This is a genomic window from Psychrobacter sp. NG254, from assembly GCF_015277735.1.
Taxonomy (GTDB): domain Bacteria; phylum Pseudomonadota; class Gammaproteobacteria; order Pseudomonadales; family Moraxellaceae; genus Psychrobacter.
Genome location: NZ_JADHDA010000005.1, coordinates 269,463 through 292,914 on the forward strand (window position 1 = coordinate 269,463; position 23,452 = coordinate 292,914).

The 23,452-nt window shown below is 44.1% G+C and carries 16 protein-coding genes; 14 read left to right on the top strand and 2 right to left on the bottom strand.

The features are described 5' to 3' along the window. Positions 1–33: 33 nt before the first annotated feature. Positions 34–2,940: an excinuclease ABC subunit UvrA gene (gene uvrA / locus IP510_RS10555; RefSeq protein ID WP_194364792.1), complete on the bottom strand. Its 2,907-nt coding sequence runs from the start codon at positions 2,938–2,940 to the stop codon at positions 34–36. Between the two features lie 773 nt (positions 2,941–3,713). On the opposite strand from uvrA, the gene IP510_RS10560 reads away from it, so the two are divergent. The 11 genes from IP510_RS10560 (at position 3,714) to IP510_RS10610 (ending at position 16,825) form a co-directional block, all read left to right on the top strand. Beyond that, the gene (locus tag IP510_RS10560) at positions 3,714–5,078 is read left to right on the top strand and encodes an MFS transporter (protein ID WP_194364794.1); all 1,365 of its coding nucleotides are present in this window, start codon (positions 3,714–3,716) and stop codon (positions 5,076–5,078) included. Positions 5,079–5,162: 84 nt separating this feature from the next. Then, positions 5,163–5,768: a DUF3833 domain-containing protein gene (locus IP510_RS10565; RefSeq protein ID WP_194364796.1), complete on the top strand. Its 606-nt coding sequence runs from the start codon at positions 5,163–5,165 to the stop codon at positions 5,766–5,768. 289 nt (positions 5,769–6,057) lie between these two features. Then, complete coding sequence (gene ssb, locus IP510_RS10570; RefSeq protein WP_194364798.1) at positions 6,058–6,702, top strand: single-stranded DNA-binding protein; 645 nt, start codon at positions 6,058–6,060, stop codon at positions 6,700–6,702. Between the two features lie 914 nt (positions 6,703–7,616). Next, the gene (locus tag IP510_RS10575) at positions 7,617–7,940 is read left to right on the top strand and encodes an H-NS family nucleoid-associated regulatory protein (protein WP_194364800.1); all 324 of its coding nucleotides are present in this window, start codon (positions 7,617–7,619) and stop codon (positions 7,938–7,940) included. A gap of 241 nt (positions 7,941–8,181) precedes the next feature. Beyond that, positions 8,182–9,009: a type II secretion system protein N gene (gene gspN / locus IP510_RS10580; RefSeq protein WP_194364802.1), complete on the top strand. Its 828-nt coding sequence runs from the start codon at positions 8,182–8,184 to the stop codon at positions 9,007–9,009. Next, the gene (locus IP510_RS10585; protein ID WP_194364804.1) at positions 9,010–9,912 is read left to right on the top strand and encodes a type II secretion system protein N; all 903 of its coding nucleotides are present in this window, start codon (positions 9,010–9,012) and stop codon (positions 9,910–9,912) included. A 157-nt stretch (positions 9,913–10,069) separates the two neighbouring features. After that, a complete protein-coding gene (gene gspD, locus IP510_RS10590) occupies positions 10,070–12,313 on the top strand; it encodes a type II secretion system secretin GspD (protein ID WP_194364805.1) in 2,244 nt (747 codons plus the stop codon). Between the two features lie 215 nt (positions 12,314–12,528). Beyond that, positions 12,529–12,774 (top strand): hypothetical protein, encoded by a 246-nt coding sequence (locus IP510_RS10595; protein WP_194364806.1) that lies wholly within the window; start codon positions 12,529–12,531, stop codon positions 12,772–12,774. A gap of 152 nt (positions 12,775–12,926) precedes the next feature. Continuing rightward, positions 12,927–13,940, top strand: coding sequence for a TatD family hydrolase (locus IP510_RS10600; RefSeq protein WP_194364807.1), 1,014 nt, complete (start codon positions 12,927–12,929; stop codon positions 13,938–13,940). A gap of 191 nt (positions 13,941–14,131) precedes the next feature. After that, positions 14,132–15,001 carry a ThiF family adenylyltransferase gene (locus IP510_RS10605; RefSeq protein WP_194364808.1) on the top strand — a complete coding sequence of 290 codons (870 nt, stop codon included), beginning with the start codon at positions 14,132–14,134 and terminating at the stop codon, positions 14,999–15,001. Between the two features lie 21 nt (positions 15,002–15,022). Next, entirely contained in the window at positions 15,023–16,825 is a 1,803-nt protein-coding gene (locus IP510_RS10610) for an ATP-binding protein (RefSeq protein WP_227669666.1), read from the top strand. Positions 16,826–17,070: 245 nt separating this feature from the next. Here the strand turns inward: IP510_RS10610 and efp are convergent, their stop codons facing one another. Further along, positions 17,071–17,646 carry an elongation factor P gene (efp, locus tag IP510_RS10615; protein WP_194364811.1) on the bottom strand — a complete coding sequence of 192 codons (576 nt, stop codon included), beginning with the start codon at positions 17,644–17,646 and terminating at the stop codon, positions 17,071–17,073. Between the two features lie 299 nt (positions 17,647–17,945). Between efp and epmB the strand changes: the two genes are divergently transcribed. The 3 genes from epmB (at position 17,946) to IP510_RS10630 (ending at position 23,408) form a co-directional block, all read left to right on the top strand. Continuing rightward, positions 17,946–18,953, top strand: coding sequence for an EF-P beta-lysylation protein EpmB (gene epmB / locus IP510_RS10620; protein WP_194364814.1), 1,008 nt, complete (start codon positions 17,946–17,948; stop codon positions 18,951–18,953). Between the two features lie 235 nt (positions 18,954–19,188). Next, a complete protein-coding gene (locus IP510_RS10625; RefSeq protein ID WP_194364815.1) occupies positions 19,189–21,048 on the top strand; it encodes a hypothetical protein in 1,860 nt (619 codons plus the stop codon). Positions 21,049–21,314: 266 nt separating this feature from the next. Then, entirely contained in the window at positions 21,315–23,408 is a 2,094-nt protein-coding gene (locus IP510_RS10630) for an EAL domain-containing protein (RefSeq protein WP_194364816.1), read from the top strand. Positions 23,409–23,452: the final 44 nt, after the last annotated feature.

Genomic DNA, 23,452 nt, shown 5'->3' on the forward strand with positions numbered 1-23,452 from the left:
AGAGTGGCCTTTTATCAATCATGACTAACGGTATTAGCTGACTTCTTTCATGCCTTGCTCTAGCATTGGCTTTAAGAATATGCCCGTGTAGGATTCTTTGACTTCGGCTACTTGTTCAGGCGTGCCTTCAGCGATGATTAATCCGCCACCTTTACCGCCTTCAGGGCCCAGATCAATTACCCAATCCGCCGTTTTGATGACATCCAAGTTATGCTCGATGACCACGATAGTATTACCTTTATCACGTAGGGCATGCAAGATGTTGAGCAGCTTATCGATATCATGGAAATGCAAACCAGTGGTTGGCTCATCCAAGATATAGAGCGTCTGCCCTGTATCACGTTTGGCAAGCTCACGCGCCAGTTTGACACGTTGCGCTTCACCACCTGATAGCGTTGGCGCAGACTGACCCAAACGAATATAACCAAGACCCACATCCATCAAGGCTTGCAGACGACGATAAATCGCTGGAATCGCTGAGAAGAACTCAGTGGCATCTTCAACGGTCATATCGAGCACATCAGCAATGCTCTTGCCTTTATAGTGAATCTCTAAAGTCTCGCGGTTGTAGCGTTTGCCTTCACAGGTATCACACGGTACATACATATCAGGCAAGAAATGCATTTCAACCTTGATGAGACCATCACCTTGGCACATCTCGCAGCGTCCGCCTTTTACGTTGAAGCTAAAGCGACCCGGCTTATAACCACGGGCACGCGCTTCTTGCGTCTGGGCAAACATCTCACGCACAGGGGTAAACACACCTGTATAAGTCGCAGGGTTTGAGCGCGGCGTACGACCAATTGGGCTTTGATCGATATCGACCATTTTGTCTAGATGCTCAAGACCGCTGATGCTCTCAAACTTATCGGCAATCAGGGTGGAGGCATTGTTTAGCTGAGTCGCGGCTAATGGCATAAGGGTACGGTTAATCAAAGTTGATTTGCCTGAACCTGAGACACCCGTGATACAAGTCATGATACCAACAGGAATGGTCAAATCCACATCGTGCAAGTTATTGCCTGATGCGCCTTTTAGCTCAATCGTCATTGGGACTTTCTTAGGTTTGGCCTTACCTGTGACTTCGACGTCCATAGTCTTGGCAGTATGACGAACTTTTGGAATCTCGATTCTTTTCTTACCAGACATATATTGTCCAGTCAGCGATTCTTTGTTTGCCATGATGTCATCGACCGTGCCCTGAGCGATGACATGACCGCCGTGTACACCGGCACCGATACCGATATCAATCACGTGATCCGCTTGGCGAATCGCATCTTCATCATGCTCAACGACCAGTACTGTATTACCTAAGTCACGCAAACGCGTTAGGGTTTTCAGTAGGCGATCGTTATCACGCTGATGCAGACCAATAGATGGCTCATCAAGTACGTACATCACGCCCATCAGACCAGCACCGATTTGGCTGGCCAGACGAATACGCTGCGCTTCACCGCCCGATAGTGTCTCGGCGGAGCGAGCGAGTGTTAAATAATCAAGCCCGACGCTCACAAGGAAGTTTAAGCGCTCATTAATCTCTTTAAAGATTTTTTCCGCGACTTCACCTTTGTGACCGCCAATCTTTAGGGTTTTATAATAGTCAGCAGCATCACCGATAGAGAGCTTGACGATTTGAGCGATGGTTTGATCATCGACACGGACGTTGCGCGAGATTTCATTCAGACGCGCGCCATCACAGACGTTACAAGTGGTATCAGCCAGATATTTAGCTAACTCGTCACGCACAAGGTTACTTTGCGTCTTAGCATAACGGCGCTCTAAATAAGGCAATACGCCTTCAAACGGTATGGTCTTATTGGTCTTGCGACCGCGCTCATCGGTAAAGTTAAAGGTGAGCTTTTCTTTACCAGAGCCTTGCATAATGAGGTCTTGCTGCTCTTTAGACAGATCCTGCCACGGCGCATCCATATCGATTTTAAAATGCTTACAAACAGTGCTGAGCAAACCGAAATAATACGCATGGCGTTTGTCCCAACCATTGATAGCGCCTTGATTAAGCGATTTCTCATGATGGGTAATCAGCTTTTCAGCGGCAAAGTATTGGCGTTTACCGAGACCATCACAGCTTGGGCATGCGCCATATGGGTTGTTAAAACTGAACATACGTGGCTCAAGCTCAGGCACCGCACGATCACAGACAGGGCATGAGTGCTTGGCTGACATGACTTGGTTGGCATCACCGCCTTCTTTTGGATTGCCATCCATAAAGTGTAGCGTGACCAGCCCTTGACCCAAACGTAACGCTGTCTCTAAACTCTCTGCGACACGGTTGCCCAAATCATCACGAACTTTAAAGCGATCGACCACCACTTCGATGGTGTGCTTTTTCTTCTTATCTAGCGTTGGTAGCTCGTCAGTGTCATAGACGTCACCATCGACGCGCACACGGACAAACCCTTGACCGATGAGCTGCTCAAGCAAAACGGTATGCTCACCTTTACGCTCACGAATGACTGGTGCCAAAATCATAATCTTAGTGTCGTCTGGCAATGCCATGACTTGATCGACCATCTCAGTGACTGACTGTGCGACCATTGGCTCGCCATGCTCAGGGCAAAACGGCGTACCAATGCGTGCATAGAGCAGACGCAAATAGTCATAAATTTCGGTAATCGTACCGACGGTCGAGCGAGGGTTATGGTTGGTGGACTTTTGCTCGATAGCAATCGCAGGGGATAGACCCTCGATACTATCAACGTCAGGTTTCTCCATCTGTGAGAGGAACTGACGCGCATAAGCGGACAAGCTCTCGACATAACGGCGTTGCCCTTCGGCATACAGCGTGTCAAATGCCAATGAAGATTTACCAGAGCCTGATAGCCCAGTGATGACCACGAATTTATCTCGTGGAATGTCTATGTCGACGTTTTTTAGATTGTGTGTACGTGCGCCGCGTATTGCGATATGGTCATGTGCCATCGGTTACAGGTTTCCTATTTGCTAAAAGGGGATTGAAAAATATCTCAATGTAAAAGGTCAATATGAGTCAATTAAATGGTCGGTTAAACGTGAGTGATTTATAAATTTATAGTGTGGTTATATTTATATATATAGTCAGTCCAATATTAAAAAGATACAGCGAGACTGGGATGAATTTTTTACAGCCTCTGTCGGCATAGGCACAGCAAGCTAGAAAAATTTATACCAGTTTCGCGTTATTAAATACTGTATCCGTTTTATTGAGTATCGGCTATACAGTGTGGTTATAAATCGCTTTCTTATATCTAGCGCTATGATGCTTGGCTTTCTTACGACTGTTTTTTATACGACTAAGCAAATCTAAATCAAATCAATGTTAAGTAACAGGTATGGTTTGTTATGGTTTTGACCAAAAGTGTCATGTTGTGGTGATAGTGATAAGCGGGTTTATCATTTGAGCGGTCGCTCGATCTCATCAGTAATAGTGCTGATAACGTTTTACTTTATTGTCATGGTGACGGCATTATTCAAGGTGTAATAGCACATCAGATGTACTTGGTAACAAAATAATCGCGTAATATGAATGGCTTGGATTGAGGCGGCATTCGACACTGCGCCAGTAAGACAAAAGTCTCGGCAACCAAATGGCGAATGTCTTATACTAGAGGGCTTGATTTATAGGTCAATGCCTTGATAAAGCAGTAGTGAAAATCAGGGTACAGCGCGGCGTGTTAGCAGTGAAAAACCAGTAATGATCAACCAGTGAGGCAAGTATGAATAGCGTAGAAAAACGGGCAATCCTCGGGGTCGGTGGCATCTTTGCCTTGCGTATGATTGGCTTGTTTATGATCGTGCCTGTGTTCTCTGTCTACGGTAATGATTATACACACGCGACGCCGTTTTTGATTGGTCTGGCAGTGGGCGTCTATGGGCTTGGGCAGGCGATATTTCAGATACCCATGAGTCTGGCTGCTGACAAATTCCCGCGTAAGCCTATTATATTTTTGGGCTTAATACTGTTTGCCATCGGCGGCATGATTGCGGCCAATGCGACAGATATCTATGAAGTCATCATTGGTCGGGCGCTGGCGGGTAGTGGAGCGGTCTCTGCAGTGCTCATGGCGCTATTGGCAGATGTGACGCGTGAGGAGATGCGTACTAAGGCCATGGCGACGATGGGTCTGACCATTGCGACATCCATCATGCTTGCCTTTGCTTTTGGCCCGCTACTGGTTGGCTCGCTTGGTATCTCTGGGCTGTTTTGGTTGACATCAGGGTTCGCTATTTTAGCGATGCTGTTACTGGTGTTTGTACCAACGCCTCTGCGCGTACTCAAGCATAATCTCGATAATAAAACTATTGGTCAGCAACTGGCCACTGTCCTCAAGATTGGCGACCTTAACCGCTTGCATATCGGTATCTTTGCGCTGCATTTGACCATGACGGCAATATTTGTGATTCTGCCGCATCAGTTCTCAGACGTTATGGGCTTGTCGGTACGCCAGCAGGGTATGGTGTATTTGCCATTACTATTTATTGGTTTTGCCGTGGCCATTCCTTTTATTATCATTGCCGAAAAGAAACGCAAAATGCGCCAAGTCTTCTTAGGCGCAATCGCATTGATGACAGCTTCCTTAGCGGTATTGGCAGTGGGCAGTAGCTATGGTGTCGGTATCATTTTAGGGCTGTTGCTGTACTTTATGGGCTTTAATTTGATTGAAGCGACGATTCCTTCGTGGATTTCTAAGCGCGCGCCAGTGGCCAACAAAGCAACAGCCATGGGGATAAGCTCATCTAGCCAGTTTTTTGGGGCGTTTGTAGGCGGGGCGATGGGCGGGCTGTTATTGAGTCAGCCTAGTTTGCTCGCGTGGGGTATATTGGCGGTCATTATGGGCATCGCTTTGCTGCTTATTATACCGATTGCGCAGCCGCCTTATTTATCGAGTACCACGGTGACCATCCCCAAAGACATTAACATCCAAGACTGGTCACGCCAAATGCTAGCAGTGGACGGCGTGGATGAGCTGGTCGTGATGGCAAAAGAGCAAGTCGCCTATCTCAAGTTAGATAAGACACAACTGACGGATGACTCGCGGTTGCAGCTATCGAGTTTGGCACAGAGCCCACTAGATATTTAACAGACGGTATAGACAACGACTAGATAGACCGCCATTATTAATTAATGAAAATTAACGATTTATCTCTATTTAAAAGGAATTGATATGAGTAAATTTAAGATATTATCTGGTGATGTTAGGAAAAACATTGCACCTCGAGTAATGGCCAAGCTGGCAATAGGCGCTGGTCTATCAGCCACGTTACTACTATCAGGCTGTGCCACACAAAACATTCAAGCCTATCAAAACAGCATGCCGACGCTCGATATGCATGAGTTTTTCTCAGGTCAAATCGATGGCTGGGGTATGTTCCAAGGTCGCAATGGCGAGGTCAAAAAACGCTTTTATGTCGATATCGATGCGACTCATGAAGGTGATAACGTCATCGTCTTGGATGAAAAGTTCTCATGGGCAGATGGCACAAAATCTCAGCGTATCTGGCGATTGACCAAGCAATCAGACGGCAGCTGGAAGGGGACGGCAGGCGATGTCATCGGTGAGGCTACTGGAGAAGTGGTTGGCAATACCTTACATTGGAACTACCTACTAGCGTTGCCAGTTGAGGGCAAAACTTATAAAGTTAATTTTGATGACTGGATGTATCTGGTCGATAAAGACGTCATGCTTAATCGCTCAGTGATGAAAAAGTTCGGCGTAGAGCTGGGTAGCGTCACGTTAAGCATGCATCGCAATGGCACTGACGCCCAGTAGCATGACAGCTAAAAACGTCATTCTGATAATAGAGGTAAGCTTGCGGTGTTCATCCGCTTATTAAAATGGCAAAATAGCAGCACCTTTATCTATTAAACTCTAAAATATCGACCGATATATCAAGATAGACTATCTAAGCGACATAGACTGACGTGCGCCATCAATAGCCTGTAGATATTTTAATAAAAATTGGTTAAAGTAAAATTATACAATTGATAGTGCCAAATGACGCTATCAGATAACGATTAAAACAGTTGGTTAAATTATTCATAAGTAAAAGGACGGTATCATGCGCGGAGTTAATAAAGTTATCATCATTGGTAACCTTGGAGCAGACCCTGAGGCACGTCAATTCAATAATGGCGGTAGCGTGACCAATATCTCGGTTGCGACATCAGAGCAGTGGACAGACAAACAAAGTGGTGAAAAAAGAGAAGCGACGGAATGGCATCGTATTTCGCTGTTTAACCGCTTGGGTGAAATCGCGGCACAGTATCTGCGTAAAGGCAGTAAAGTCTATATCGAAGGCAGTCTGCGCACGCGTAAATATCAAGATCCCAATGGACAAGATCGTTATATCACCGAGATTCGTGCTGAGCAAATGCAGATGTTAGATGGCCAAACTGGCGGTGGTCAAGGTGGAGAGAGCTTTGGTGGTCAGAACCAAGGTAATAGTGGTGGCTATGGCAATCAAGGTGGCTCAAATCAGGGTTATAACAATCAGAACGGCCAAAACAACTTTGGTCAGCAAGGCAATAATCAGCCAGCCCAACAAGGTGGCTACAACAATCAAGCGAGTGGCGGTCAAAACAGCTTTAACAATCAAAATGCCCCTGCACCGCAAAATCAGTTCAATCCATCAGCACAGAAACCCGCACAGTCTAAGCCTACAGCCATGCCAGATGGCCCAGTGGATGACGATATTCCATTTTGAGGAATACATGATTAAGTAATGTTGATTAAGTTAGATAGAGCCCTGCTAATTGTGGGGCTTTTTAATGCCCAATTGTAAATCAATGAGTGTAAGAGAGATGAGTATTAAAGGTAATCTAATTTCAATATTCACAAACTTTCAGAATGCCATTAAATCACTTATTAAGTCCGAGTATATTTAATATAAGTGAATTTTTGTTTGTATTGGTTATGACTATATATTCTTATTATTATAGCTTCTATACGCTCAACAGTTTAACGCTATTAAATAAAAAACCTTTCATACTCTGTATTGACCGTTCATACTATCTGAATCGGTTAACGATAACAGTTGTATTAATAAGTTGATATAATATTATTAATATAACTGTTATCGAAATATCAGATATTGTCACCAAGTCCTGTGATTATGATTAGAAACATGCTCATGATTGATAATGATGCTTTCCCAGTCATTAACAGTATTGTTTACACGCCTATGTCCAGTAGCTTCAATGCGCTCTTAAATTGAATCAGTTGTATATTTTGCACCAAGAGCTATTTTTGAGATATAACGACGTGACAAGTTTTTGATAACGTCATGAAAAACTGTTTAATAGAAATTTTGTTTAGTTTTCTATTAAATGTTTAAGTTGATTATTATTGTAATAAATAGCGATATATTCAGTACCTGTTATTATTGATTGGCTTTAATAGTATAAGATATAATAAATTAACCTATCTATAGTCATTCCACTATAAAATTATTACTGCGTTAACTTCGCTTGAAGTATTTAATATACATCTACGCTCGGTTGCCTCGTACTACTTTTAAATTGAATCGACTATAATAATAAATGATTAGTTTACCCACGTTCATAATGAACAATAATGCCTCTATAGAGGTGATACTTTCATCACACAATTGGATCGACTATGAGTAAAAATAACGCAATTGATTTAGAAAACCTAAATGTAGATGAGTTACGGGCCATCACTGAAAATGCTCAGCAACTGATTGCAAAAAAGCAACATCAGCGCCTGTATGATGCTTACATGCAGTTCGAAAAAATTGCAGAAGAGAGCAATGCAAGCATTGAAGAGATTTTGAAAGCGGGTGAAACGCTAGAGAAAAAACGCAATATCAAATATCGTAACACTGATGATAACAACGAAACGTGGACTGGCCGTGGCCGCAAACCTACTTGGTTAGTAGAAGCGCTTGCTGCAGGACGCAATATTGAAGATTTTGCTATCTAATAAGATAGATTGTTGTAGTACGGCATAGCACAGCTAAAGTACATGGCACCGCTCATCAGCTTTGTGATAATGGTTGATTTACAATCATTTAGCGATAAACGATGACGATGGTCAGCCAATAAAAGTCAGTATCTATATTGCCAATATTTTGGTAAAAAGATACTGGCTTTTTTTCTGTCATCTATAGGCCATTGTTTGTTATGATAATGACGTTTTTGACTTATATAAGAGTTGTGCCACCGTGCCCCAAGTATCTGAGTTGTCTCATAAACGCCCTCGCAAGCTCTGGTGGCTAATAGGGTTTGTATTGTTTGCGCTATTTGCACTATTGCAGATGCCAGCAGCATGGCTACTTGAGAAATATGCACCCAACACGCCCTATGTACAGCATGTGTCTGGTAATGTATGGCAAGGCTCAGCCATCTGGCAGCTTCCTGTATCGTCGACGCCGCTCACAGGGATGGCTGAATGGACATGGCAGCCATGGCAACTGCTCACCGGTAAGCTTGGCGCAGATGTCAATATTAACTCTGAGCAAACCAGATTAGAGGGACAAGTAAAACTAGGTTTTAGCTCGTGGCAAGTGGACAATATGAGCGGCAAAATCGCACCTGAGACCCTAGCGAGTGTGGTTGATTGGCAATTGCCCAATACCCCCATTCAGGTCAATGCCGTGTCACTAAAACGTCAGGCTGGCGACAATGAAGCAGCTAATAGTGACTCTGCCAAAACAACAGCAGGTTTCAGTGATGTCGAGGGTCAGCTGACATGGGTAGGTGGTGAAGTGGGTTATCCGAGTGGCGGTAAGGTTTTTTACATCACCATGCCTGCGCTGCACGCTGAGTTGAGTGCTGAGCAAAAAAACAATAAAAACCTGCTACATATTAATTTGCTAAACAATCAAGACAAGCGTTTGGGTGATTTGTATCTCGATGGCGACAATGTGCTCGATGTCAGCCTGACCCAGCGCCTACTAGAGAATATGCCTGAGTATAAAGGCCAAGCGCCGCAAGATACGCCAGTGGTGAGTGTACGTCAGCCACTGCTCACTGGGTTGGGGGTGAACTAGATGGCTGATGTCACCGCAAGCTTAAAGCCCATCGTTAATACCCTCAATCGTTTCTCAGGTTGGCTGTTATTATTAGCCATTGCTTGGCTGTGCTGGACTGCTGCGCGTTTGCTGTGGCTGTTGCTAGCCGCGCCACTGGCACCGACACTGCCGTTAGCACCTTTGCAAAGCAATGCAAAATCAGCCAACGATTCTAGCGGCTTGTTTGCAATATTTGCCGACCCTGACCCGATTGCAGCGGCAGTACAGCCTCCGCCCAATGTGGAGCTCAAAGGTGTGCTACTAGCAATGCCTGAGAGTATGTCGTCAGCCTTATTGGATATCAATGGTGAGGTAAAAAACTATCGAATTGGTGACGGTCTCAAAGACACAGGCTATATATTGGTCGCGGTCGATTGGAATTCAGTTATTATCGCTGATGCCAATGACAAAGAAATGGTCATAAAAATGCCAGATGCTATGGTACTAGACCAAAGCGATATGATGATGGGGGCTATTAGCAATCAGCGTTTGCCGAACAGCAACAATAGCATGCTACCCGCAGCGCCTCAGCCAGTACAGGATACACCGCCTGAAGCAACAGAGCCGACTGGTGAGCCAAGCCCGCAGTCTGCTATCGAAGAAGCGGTCACCGCGTTGCAAGAAAACCCTGCCAGCTATCTAAGTAGAATGGGGGTGATGGCATCCGGTGAGAGCTATCAAGTCACGGCGGCAATGCCCTCAAAGCTACGTAACCGTCTAGGGCTTGAGCCAGGTGACAAAGTGCTGACCGTTAACGGGCAAAGCGTGGGTAATAACCCTGCTCAAGATGCAGGTGTCTTACAGCAAGTGCAACAAGCGGGCGAGGCACAAATAGAGGTTCAGCGTGGTGATCAGGTCATTACGATTCGCCAGCAGTTTTAAAAAATGGATTTTTAGCAACGTGTGCTCGTCAATCATTCAGCTCATACTAAGCTCATTACATATGAAGTTTCGTATATACCAAGCTCCGTAAATACTAAGCTTCTTACACATCAGACTCAGCACATACTAAGCAATATCACTGTAGGTAATCATCAATATGGTAAGTGTTCATAAGTTTTCAGCCACACCTCTACACCGTGTCATGCAGCGCCTCATGCGCTTGTGCCGTCCTCTTTGCCTAGCGATACCCTTGTGGGCGGCCAATACAGGCCTTGCGAGTGCTGAGAGCTGGAAGGTCAACTTACAAGATGCTGATATTAAAGCCTTCATCAATGAAGTGGCCACCATCACTGACCAAAACTTTGTCCTTGATCCACGTATCAACGGCAATGTAACGGTCATCTCTAACAAAGCTTTATCTCGTGATGAGATTTATCAGCTGTTTTTGAGTGTGATGCAGGTCAATGGTATCGCTGCGATTGAGTCGGGGACGACGACTAAACTGGTGCCAGACAATGTGGCCAAGCAGTCTGGTGTGGCAGTCGATTTGCGCGGTGATAGTGTCGGTGAGGCCTTAGCAACTCGAGTTATCTATCTGACCAACACTCAAGCGGCAGAAGTATTAGGTGTCATCAGACCATTGATGCCGCAGTCTGCTCATGCGGCTGCAGTGCCTGGGGTCAACGCGCTGGTATTGTCTGATCGCGCTGATAGCCTCAATCAATTGACTGCCCTCATCCGTGATTTGGATAGCAATGTCAATGACAGCTTGCAAGTGATCCCACTACGTCACGTCGATGCTGAACGTATGATGGAGTTGATCAGCGCATTGGTTGCAAGTGCTGGTAGCGGGCAAGCACAAGGTGGCAATAATCAACTCAAAGTCATCGCTGATACATCGAGCGATAGGCTGTTGGTCAAAGGCAGTCCTGAGATGATTGCTAAAGTTCAGGAGATGGTTAACCAGCTAGACACGACGCCGACGAGACGACTGAGTGGTTTGAGAGTATTTCGATTGAAATATGCGAGCGCCAGTCATATTGCCGATATGCTACGAGGATTATTGGCCAATCAATCTATTAATAGTGCGGGCGCAACGTCAACGTTAGAAACTGCTTCGTTAAATAATGCCAGTAGTACAGCCGCTCCGATCAGTAATACGGCGAGTAGCAGTGTCGGCAGTACCAGCACGGCAACAGTACCAGCCAGTAGTACTAGTGGTTCAAGCACAGGTATTGGCGGACGCCCGTTTAGCATCATCGCGGATGAAACGCAAAACTCAGTCATCGTCAATGCTGCGCCTGAATTGATGTTTGAGATTGAAGATGCGGTCAATCAGTTGGACAATCGCCGTGCTCAAGTATTGATTCAAGCCGCTATCGTCGAAGTCTCAGGTGATGATGCCACGCAGCTTGGTGTGCAGTGGGCACTTGGTAATGCCAACAGTGGGTATGGCGTGGTGAACTTTAATAATGTGGGTGCAAGTGCGACAACGATTGCCGCTGCTGCCTTAGCTGGTAGTAGTACAGGGATTAGCGCTGCTGCAAGCTCGATTGCTGGTGCGTTGATTGGCATCGGTGACAGCCGAAAAGACAGTCAGGGCAACACTGCGTTTTATGGGGCTATCTTACAGGCGCTTGATTCGTCTACCAGTGCTAACCTGCTGTCTATGCCGTCTATTTTGACCTTGGATAACGAAAAAGCAAGCATTTTGGTTGGTCAAAACGTGCCTTTCGTTACAGGCTCATTTACGACCAGCGGCAATGATTCTAGCAATCCATTTCAGACGATTGATCGCCAAGATATTGGTATCAATCTAAACGTTATCCCCCATATTGGTGACAATGGCACCGTACGTCTAGAGGTATCCCAAGAGGTATCGTCAGTGGTACCGGGCAGTACTGGCAATGCAAGTGGTTTGATTACCAATAAGAGCCTGATTAACACCACTATCTTGGCTGATGATCAGCAGACCATTGCGTTGGGCGGATTGATGCGCGATAACAGCACGACAATCCAACAAAAAGTCCCAGGGCTGGGCAATGTTCCTTTGATCGGTAGGTTGTTTCGCTCTGATAATGACAGCACCCAAAAGAGCAACTTGATCATATTTTTGCAGCCGACTATTTTGCGTGATGGCGGCGCGGTCGCAAGTATCACTGAACGTAAATTCAATCAAATGCGAGTATTGCAATTGGTTATTGATAAAAACGGCACAATCAAACAATTGCCACTGAGTGGTACAGAAGGTTGGAACGGTGATGTCAGCGCAGATTATGAATTGATGCCGCTAAACCCGCTGGTGCCTAAACGTAACCAAGTCCCAAAACCTGCTACTCAGGGTTTTACGAAAGTACAGAGTCCAGATAGTAGTATCACCACCTATCCTCTCAGTCGTTAAAACCTCAATGGTTTGATGGTCTAGTTCATTAATAGTTCATATTCTAAGCAAGCTAATGTACGAGGTAATGAAAATTACTTCGTACATTAGCTTGCGTATTCATAACACAGATAAACACAGTGACAGTTATATTGACGTATATTGGGCATTACTGACCTATAATAGGGTAGTAATGCCTAACATACGTTAAGCCGAGTCAAAAAATGACAAATCAAATGATAACTCGTAAGTATTCGCGTAAATGGCTTGTTTTGAGTGCAGTTGCCACCGCTTTATTAATCATACCGAGACGCAGTAGCCGAAAATCTGGTACCTCTATGCCCAATAATCAGATATCTAATAATCATATACCCGATAAACAGGGCATAAAAATAGACGATGTCGATACGGATGGTTCGGTTGAGAGTAGTGATATGAGTGATCACAGCAAACCTAGTGAAAACAGAGCTATTATTGATTGAAGACAGCAACCGAGGTTTTTGATACATCACAAGTTTTTTAGATACCTACTTTTTTAACCGTTATAGGGTTAATTTATAGATTGCTGAGTAGCATAAGAGCAACAAACGTATGAACGAGAAATTGTTGTAAGCACCGATTTTGGAGTAGATTTATGGCTGATATTAATTCGTCCCTTGAGATCAAGCAACTCGTAAAGGCCGAAAAAGAACAGATCAATAGTCATGCTTTTATCGATACCCATACCCACTTTGACGCACCTGTATTTGATATTGACCGAGCACAGCAAGTGCAGCAGGCATACAAGAAAGGTGTGCGTCATCTAGTGCTGGTCGGTTATCTATATCAATATTTTGAGCGGATGTATGACACCAAACAAGCAATCAGTCAGCTTTTTAGTACTGAGTTTGGTGGGCAAGACAATGACAATGCTCATCTTCACACCCATATTGCATTAGGTCTACATCCTCTTTATATTGACCAGCATACAGAGGAGCATCTAACCCAGTTAGAACAGCTGATTGTTGAGCGTCGACCATTGGCCATTGGTGAGATTGGACTGGATACTTTTAATCATGAGATGAAATCGCCTGACATATTTGCTAAGCAAAAGCGATTTTTTGAGGCGCAGCTAGATCTAGCAGTGCGCCATCAGCTACCCGTAATGCTACATATCCGTAAGGCGCATGCTGAAGCGTTGGCTATATTGAAAGCAAATGTCTATGATGCCCATAAGTTGGGCGGTATCGCGCACAGTTTTAGTGGTGGTATACAAGAAGCCAAGGCTTTTGTGAAGCTAGGTTTTAAGCTTGGTGTGACGGGTCAAATCACTAATCCTAATGCCAAAAAGTTACGTCGTGCTATTGTAGCAGCGGTTGATAGTTATGGTATTGAGTGCTTAGTAATAGAGACTGACTGTCCAGATATGACGCCGATTATGTGTCAAACCATAGACCACGCTCATGACCTATCGGAACGAAGCTCAGGTGCCAAATCCGATAACGGTGCGATACATGATCGGAATGTACCAGCCAATTTACCCTGGGTATTGTCCAGCTTAAGTGAGCTATTAGGTATATCCCATGCTAGACTTGTCAGACAATTATGGCAAAACAGCTGTGATGCTCTAAAGGTCGAATGGAGCTATCCAATTAATAGCCCAGAGTAAGTGTTTAAAATGACAGTCCAGAGCAATTGTTATCTTTTATTTCTCTATAATGACTCTCTAAAACCATGGTCTAAGCAGTTGATTGCCTAGATATTCGACTGTCTCAATATATTAGACCTAGCTAGCTAGATATACAGCAACACCAGTCGCCACGAGCCTATTTAAAATCTGAAAAGAGCACTTGATGCATTATGAATGAAACCACACAATTTGAGTCGTTAGTGATTGACGACACTGATACGGTAAAAGATGAGTTAAATCAAGACAGTGAGCAATTCGATCGCCGTTTTCAAGGAACCCGAACGCTCTATGGGTCAGAGTCTGTAGATGTTTTTGCTGCTGCTCATGTCTATATTATCGGAGTGGGCGGTGTTGGTTCTTGGGCAGCTGAGGCATTGGCTCGTACTGCAGTAGGGACCATCACCTTGGTTGACTTGGATGTATTGGTCGCTTCCAATGTCAATCGGCAACTGCCTGCATTGGACAGGACTTTTGGTCAAAGCAAAATCGAGGCGATGGCGGATCGTATGGCTGAGATTAATCCCAACCTCACCTTAAACCTAATTGATGACTTTTTGACCGTAGATAACGTGGCAACGCTACTACCCAGTCGCGATGAGGCTAAAGCTGCTGCTGATCAGGGCAGACCAATTGTTATCTTGGATTGTGTCGATGATATGAATGCCAAATTAGCAATTGCCTTGCATTGCCGATTTAATAAATTAAAGCTAATCTGTGCAGGCGGGGCAGGTGGCAAAACAGACCCCAGTCAAATCAGAGTCAGTGACTTACGCGACAGCTATCAAGATCCATTGCTTGCTAAACTACGTAACAAGCTGCGTCACGAAAAAGGGATTAATAGTGCCCTCAAAGACAAGTTCGGTATCAAATGTGTCTACTCTACAGAGCCACCCAAGGTAGACAAAAGCTGCCAAGTAGGCGGATTACAGTGCGGTGGTTATGGTTCAGCAGTTGTTGTCACATCGGTCGTCGCGATGGTGATGGTGAGTGAAGCGTTACAATTATTGATAAAGCAGGCGATGCGTAAACCAATCGCCTGATATTATTTAATGGAGTCTACTTTGTCTATATCTAATGCACCCAAGCACAGCTATCCAGTAACGGCAGATGAACCAGAACGTGTCCATAAACTGAGAAAATATGATGTGCTCAACAATAATGAAGAGCCTGCATTTGAGCGCCTCATTGATCTTGCCAAGCTGTTTTTTGATGTGCCAGTCGTCACAATCAGCTTTATGGATGAGGAGACACAGTATCTAAAATCAGGCCGTGAACCCGATAGCGTATTTGGTGATACTTGTCAGACGCCACGTCATATTGCCTTTTGTAATTATACGGTACTGACAAATGATGTCTTCGTCGTACCAAATGCATCAGAAGACAGCCGCTTTAGTCAAAACCCACTTGTCATAGAGCCTCCTTATATACGGTTTTATGCAGGCGCGCCCATTATTTTGTATGAAGACAATAAAAGCTATCGATTGGGTTCATTATGTTTGATGGATATCAAGCCTAACTATGGTTTTGATGAGCAACAGGCAGAAGTATTGGCTCAGTTTGCGATGATGGCGGCAGATGCTTTACAGCTACAAGATAAGCAGCGTGATGCAAAATATGCCAACGAGATGAAATCGAGCTTTTTGGCCAATATGAGTCATGAGATTCGTACACCGATGAATGGCATCATTGGGATGGTCGAGATGCTAGGTGACACGGATCTCAGTCACGAGCAAAAAGAGTATGTGGAGAATATCAAAATCTCTAATGAGCATTTGATGGTCATCATCAATGGTATTTTGGACTTGTCAAAGGTTGAGTCTGGAAAAATGACCATCGACTCTATTCCATTGAATCTATCTACCTTATGTAATGAGGTGGTCAGTCTTTTTGCTATCAAAGCCCGTCAACGTGGATTGGCGTTAGATTATCATTACACCGAAGCGTTATCGCCTTATGTGAAAGGCGATCCGGTACGCTTAAAGCAAATCATCGCCAACCTTGTCAATAATGCGATCAAGTTCACCAGAGAAGGTGGCCGCGTTATGATCGATGTGAAGCACATGAATAACTGCTATTGTCCTGATAGCTTTGATAGTAGTAAACATGAAATCGCTCAAAAAACTGACCAAAGCCATCATGCAGTTCGTGACTCTGAACAAAACATGACGTTGTGTATAGAGGTGAGAGATACTGGTGTCGGTATCAGAGCAGAGTCATTAGAGGCGATATTTGACGCCTATGATCAGGCCAACAAATTCACGCACCGTCTGTATGGTGGTACAGGGTTGGGGCTTTCTGTGTGCAAGTCTTTGGTGAGTTTGATGGGTGGTCATATCCATGTGAGTAGTGAAGTGGGTGTTGGTACAACGTTTAGCGTTTTATTACCGCTCGCCACTATCGAAGAAGAACAGTATGAGGCCTGGCAACAATCTAATGATATATCTATGATTGAGCCTAGTCATGAGCTGGTTGGGCATATATTGTTGGTCGAAGATGATACCGTCAATGCGATTATCGCCAAAAAAGCACTGACCAAAAGTGGCCATATGGTCACGCATGTCTCTGATGGACAGCAAGCAATCGAGGTTTTTGCGTTATCTCCTGAACGCTATGATGTTATTTTAATGGATCATCATATGCCGATTTTGGACGGTGTACAGGCGACCATCAAGCTGCATGAACTCTATGAGCCTCAAAGGCTGCCTCCTATCATTGCGCTAACGGCCAATGCCATGGACGGAGAACGCGAAAAGTATTTAAAAGTGGGTATGCAAGACTATTGTACCAAGCCTTTTAAGCAAGAGCAGCTCAATGCGTTGGTACAATATTGGCTGATACAAAAGCAATCGCCAGAAGAAGAGTAGATGAAGAGATGACGTAATGTGGCCACTAGACATGTCATGTTACTGTACATATCAATAGCGTTGTAGACACAAAAAAAGCTTAACCATTGAAATAATGGTTAAGCTTTTTCTTTGATACTAGCAAGATCTGATATGGGCAAGGTTTGATATTGCCAAGACAGTAATCAGCCATCAGCACTATTATCGGTTAATAGTGCTGATTGGTGAACATGCCTATCAGTCAACACTATTATGCATCAACATTACTATGCGCTAACGCGGGTTTGATAGTCACCTGTGCGCGTGTCAACACGAACGATTTCGTTTTGTTGTACAAACAGGGGTACACGTACGACAGCACCAGTCTCTAGTTTTGCAGGTTTGCCACCACCGCCTGAAGTATCACCGCGTACACCAGGATCTGTTTCTACGATTTCTAACTCAACGAAGTTAGGCGGCGTGACTGACAGAGGAGCACCGTTAAATAAGGTAATAGTACATAGTGCATTGCTGTTTTCTTTTAACCACTTGATTGAGTCACCCATTGCGTTTTTGTCTGCTTGGATCTGCTCAAAACTCTCTGGATGCATAAAGTGCCAAAACTCACCATCGTTATAGAGATAGTTCATTTCTGTATCCATTACGTCAGCTGCTTCTAAGCTATCGCCTGATTTAAAGGTTTGCTCCAATACTTTGCCACTACGAAGATTGCGTAGTTTGACGCGGTTAAAAGCTTGGCCTTTGCCTGGCTTCACAAACTCGTTTTCTAGGATGGCACAAGGGTTGCCATCGAGCATGACTTTTAAACCAGCTTTAAATTCATTAGTAGAAAAATTTGCCACAAGAAACTCCTAAAAGTTATAAATATGATAATACATAGTGAGATATAGGGCTGACTGTACCAAAATTTGCTGTTATGCCAAGTATAGTCAAAGCATTGGTAAGTTATTACGGCATTACCCACGCGCTCTGTACATCGTGATTTATCCTTTGTATGTTGTACAAGGATGATATCGGCACTCAGATGCCTCGCGCCAACGTTACGCTGCATAGACATATGTACGGATTAACGGATATACTTTGATAGGGTAGACGCTAAGGGCGTATAATATCGGATTTTGAGCACAGGTAATAGGTTGTCATGATAAACCATTTAATCACACAAAAAAACTGGCAAACGCAATTATCGGAGGCCATTACCTCGGTTGATGAGTTACTCAGCATCCTAAAGCTTGAATCATTACGTGCAACTGTCTATATCCCTGAGCATTTTGAGCTACGTGTGCCGCGTGATTTTGTGGCAAAGATGACCATTGGTGACAGCAATGACCCTTTATTAAGACAAGTATTACCAGACCAGCAGGAACAAGTCAGTGTCACAGGTTACGTGACCGACCCTTTGAGCGAAAACACCCAAAACCCAATCAAGGGTTTGCTCCATAAGTACCAATCAAGAGTGTTATTAACGATTACGGGCGCCTGTGCCATTCATTGCCGTTACTGCTTTCGCCAGCATTTTGATTATAGTGCTAACATGCCTACGGCAGATGCAAAAGATAATATCATCCATTATATCAGTGAGCACCCTGAGATTAATGAGGTGATTTTGAGCGGGGGTGATCCACTGAATGTCACTAATAGACGTCTGTTTGCTTGGTTGGACACGCTCGAATCTATCCCGCAATTGACCACCATACGTCTGCATACTCGTCTACCGGTGGTGATGCCGGCGCGTTTGGATACTGATCTACTAGAGAGGCTGTCTCAGAGCCGCTGCCATATCGTCATGGTGATTCACTGTAACCATGCCAATGAGATTGATGCTACCACCTCTGAGTATCTGCAACGTGCTCGAGCAGCAGGGGTCACACTGCTAAACCAAGCAGTACTCTTAAAAGGCATCAATGATGATGTCGAGACCCAAGTACAATTGAGCGAGCGTTTGTTTGCTAGTGGTGTGTTGCCTTACTATCTACATGTACTGGATAAGGTGGCTGGCGCGGCACATTTTGACCATGACTTACAGGCATCAATTCGCCTTTATTGGTCATTATTGGCACAATTACCAGGATATCTGGTCCCAAAACTGGTAAGAGAATTGCCAGATAAGCCTTTTAAAATGCCAATTGATATTTACAATAATGCGTAATATAGGCACTATGTTACTTTGGATAATTAGTAAACAAATAGTGGCTGTTAATAAGTAAATATTGACAGTAAATAAATATTAATAGTAAGTGGCGACTGATGAGTAGGTAGGCTGACTGCTCATGACAGATATTATCAACCCTTTGTAACGGTTTTTGATGTGTATTTTTTGCCTGACATTATGTGGTCACCTATTTTCTTTGCGTTAATTTAATCAATAGTGAGTAGCAATACTGATGATAACTTTATCGATGTTTCAAGAGTACCTGTCTTCTACAGCAGCACTGCCAACATCCTCGAGTCGATTAGTGAATGGTCAAGAGCGCTATTTGCTTAAATCACTAGGCACGCTAACGTCACAAACCCAAGAGCAGCAAGCGGAGTATCTAGAAACCGTTCTGATCGCATTGCGTGATGCCAATATAGAGGAGTCGCAACGCCTCAAATTATCGATGACAGTGATTGAAGCCTCAGACCGGTTAATTGCTACTTTTCGGCAGCACTACATCTATGAGACAGGTGCGCTTAGTGAGGAACAGATTGGCTATGTGGCGCAGATAAAATCGCTCAATTACCTCATTATTATGCTCTATGATAGAGTCATACGTCATGAAAGCTCACTATTAGATGATAAAGTAGAAAAGCCTTTAATTAAACGGTGGCAGCGTTATTTTGGTGTAGACAGCCAACCCTCACCCACACTTGCTGTTGCGATTTTCCAGTCGTTATTGAGGTATCAAAAGCTATTGGATGAAGATGCGCTTTGTTATCAAAAACCATCGAGATATTTTTGGTCTCAGATCAATCAATTGTATTATCTTGCACAGCAGCAGCGCATTGCTGAGCTTGATGTAAGTAATCACACAGCCGTACCATATGCCAGTAATCTTCATCAGATATACGGCCAAATTTGTTTGCATCATCTATTAAATGTACGTGCCATGCGTCGTCCGAATATTTTGCTGGTGCAGCGCCTGTTACCCGAATGGGCAAACCACATCGTTGCAACGGTAGAGCCAACCACTGAGACGAGAGTCTTCGTTGATTTACAGAGCAATAATCCGCCAAGTTATCTGACAGCCAACTCGAACATCAATCCTTATGAAGAGGGGCGCGCTTGTTTATTCATTGAGCTGACGCCGCTGGTTCAGTACTTTGACTCACGCAAGCAGGCTTTTGTCGTGGATGGTAGTATAGGTATGGAATATAGCCTGCTGAGTAATATAGCGATGATCATTCGCTATCGCTATTTGCAGCCGCCGCTCACGCCACTTACCCAATATAGTAATCGCCAAAAAGCAGTGCTGATAACCAGCTATAACAAGATTCACTATCGCGTGAGTCATTCCCAGAGTTTTAGCAATTTAATTGCGATACACAACCTATCAGAGGAAGAGAGGCCGCTATATGACACCTTTGGTAAAGAGAAAAGCAGTCATTATGAATTAGAGATTGAGACTTTCGACAATAATGATAGCTTTGATAGTCAGGGTAGGGCATCGATATTTCATACCCTAAGACGGCCGTCACAAAAAAATGATAGTGCGAGCACCAGTAAAGAGCAGTCTCATGGACAAGAGAGTCGCATTGGCGACACGCTTATAAATGATAAGGACAGCATCCAAGATAAAAACCCTTTGAAGATAAAAATAAACAAGCAAGAAGGTATCGATATAGAGACGCAGTATATTGATTTATCGACCACTGCGCCGCCAAGATTACACATCATGAGCCTACTACTGGTCTGTTATCCTACAACAGATGGGCAATCTGATTGGGCAATGGGCATCGCGCGTTGGCGCAATTTTGACACTGAAAATCCAGAAGTTGAGTGGCAGCTGCTTGGACGCAGATTGGTGGCCTGTGGTCTACGTTTGGAAGGTGACGCAACCCGAGGACGTCATTTTGTGCCGGCATTTATCCTTGGTAAGGACAGCCAATTACAAACGACTAGCACGTTGATTGTGCCGTCCTCTTATTTTCAGACCAATGATAGAGTGGTCATGCGTATTAATAGTAAACAAACTGCTTTGCGTCTAGGGAATAGAGTGATGATGACTGATGAATTTAGTCAGTATGAAGTGATACAGTTATAGTTTTTATTAATTATTACAAGACAGATAGATGGTGTGTAGCAGAAAATATGTAGGGTTTTTGGGTAATATATTAATCAATAGCCTACTTAAGTTAATCTGCAGTTGGTAAAGTTATTGTCTATAATGACAGATATTGTTACTCTGACTTATAAAGTGCCTTTACTGTCTAAATACAACCCCAACAAGTATCCTAGTCGAATATTCCACACGCCCTAATGCTATTAAAATAAAAGACAACACACGACTATAAGGTTCAAAGGCTTCCTATGCGTACTCAGTCCATCTTAAACTTATTGGTAATCAACGACGATCAGCTTTATGCCGAACGTCTTGTACAGTTGCTCAATAGTTATTACGACACAATAAATTTGGGCTTTTTGGATGATAAAGAAGAGCTACTAAAATCGCTGCGCCAGCCGTGGGATGCTTTAGTATTTGGTACGGCTTATGACATGAGCTTTACGGATGTGGTCGGCATCGTACAAGAGCACGACATTGACTTACCCATCATTTGCTTGACGAATACAGAGATAGCAGCCACTGCCTGTAATGAGGATGGGTTGCCGATGGTTATCAGTGGCACCATGGTCAAAGCACTGGATGCCGATCAAGACATGGCTGCAGTGATGGCTATTCGCCTGCAGCATGATAGTTTGGTCTGTCGTCGTGAGCTAAAGGACTTGCGTCAAATTCTGTTGGACGCAGAGCAACGTGCCAATGTATTGATTAAAAACTCAAAGAGTGCTGTTGCTTATATAGATGAAGGGGTGCACATATTTGCCAATGACCCTTATCTTCAGCTATTTGGCTTTAAGTCGATGAATGACGCCATTGGCGTACCGATCATCGATCTGATTTCAGGCGTTGATGACGTCAAGGGTTTTAAGCAGTTTTTGCGTCAGTTTGATAAAGGCAATCGCCAAGAAGTTGAGTTTAACTTTGAGAGCGTACGTACAGATGGCAGTACGTTTGCCGCAAAATTACAGCTTGCCTCTGCGACATTAGAGGGTGAGCCCGTTACCCAAATCATTATCCAACAGAATAATAATAGTAGTAATAGTGCAGAGGTTGCAAAACGCTTGGCCAGAGCTGAGCGTACAGACAACTTGACAGGGCTTGATAACCGCCGCGGATTTGAAGAGCAAATGGCGCTAGTACACCAACAAGCGACTCAAGGTGAGCTAAAAGCAGGTTTGTTGTATGTCCAGCTCGATAACGTTGGAAAAATCAGAAGCAGCTTGGGATTACAAGGGATAGATGAGACTGTCAAGCAGATTGCCAATACCTTGAATGAGCTGGCAGCTGATGCCCATGTGAGCCGTTTTAGCGATACGGCATTTATGATATTGGTAAAAGACAAAACGACCGCAGCCCTAAAAACGCTCGCCGAACATATCGGCTCCCGTATCAAAGATATGTTTATTGAAGTGGAAAATCGTACGACAAATACCACTGTCAGTATTGCTATCGTCAAAATTGAAAAAAATTCAGCGGAGCCTGCCGTTATATTAGAGCGGGCGATGGATGCCATCAGTCAAATAATGGTACAGACCTCCAATCAGGGCGGCACGTATCATTTGTATGATCCAAGTGAACATGCTAATGATGATGATCATGCACTGGCAGAGTCGTTGGTTAATGCCATTACCAACAATCGCTTTGAGCTGTCATTCCAGCCTATTTATGATATCAGTCAAGACCGCAGTGACTTTTTTGAGGTATATCTACGACTGCCATTGGCAGATGCTGACAATACCGTATTGACGCCTGATCAATTTATGACCGTTGCCAGAACCCATAAATTACTCGAAAAAATAGATCGCTGGGTACTCATTAATGCCTGTAAAAAAATAAATGATGTGCGTAAGTCTCACCCTGACGCGAGATTGCTGGTGCAATTGACCAGTGCATCATTGATTGATAAAAAGTTGCCCAACGTGGCAAGCCAGTTAATCAAAGCCGTAGGCGGTGCTGCTGGCGTGCTGACGCTACAGTTCAACGAAAAAGACGTATCAGAACACTTAACCGTGGCAAAGTCTCAGTTTTCAGCGCTCAGCGCAGTCAACTGCCAAATGGGTATCAATAATTTTGGGTCTTCTGCTAAATCGGTTGAAATTGCTAATTTTGTGCAGCCTGACATGGTGCGCTTGCCTCATAGCTACATAAAAGATATCCATTCAGCAGATAATTTAGACACGGTGAAATCAATCATCATGCGTACCAATGATCTGAAAGTCGATGTGCTCATGCCTTATATTGAAGATGCTGCTACTATGTCTGTTGCATGGAGTGTGGGTGCACGCTACTTACAAGGCTATTATTTAGAAGAGCCTAGCCAAACGATAAAGATTGCCGTTTAATGGGTTAAGATGTCTTGAGTATTGGTGTACGCTATCGCTTTGAT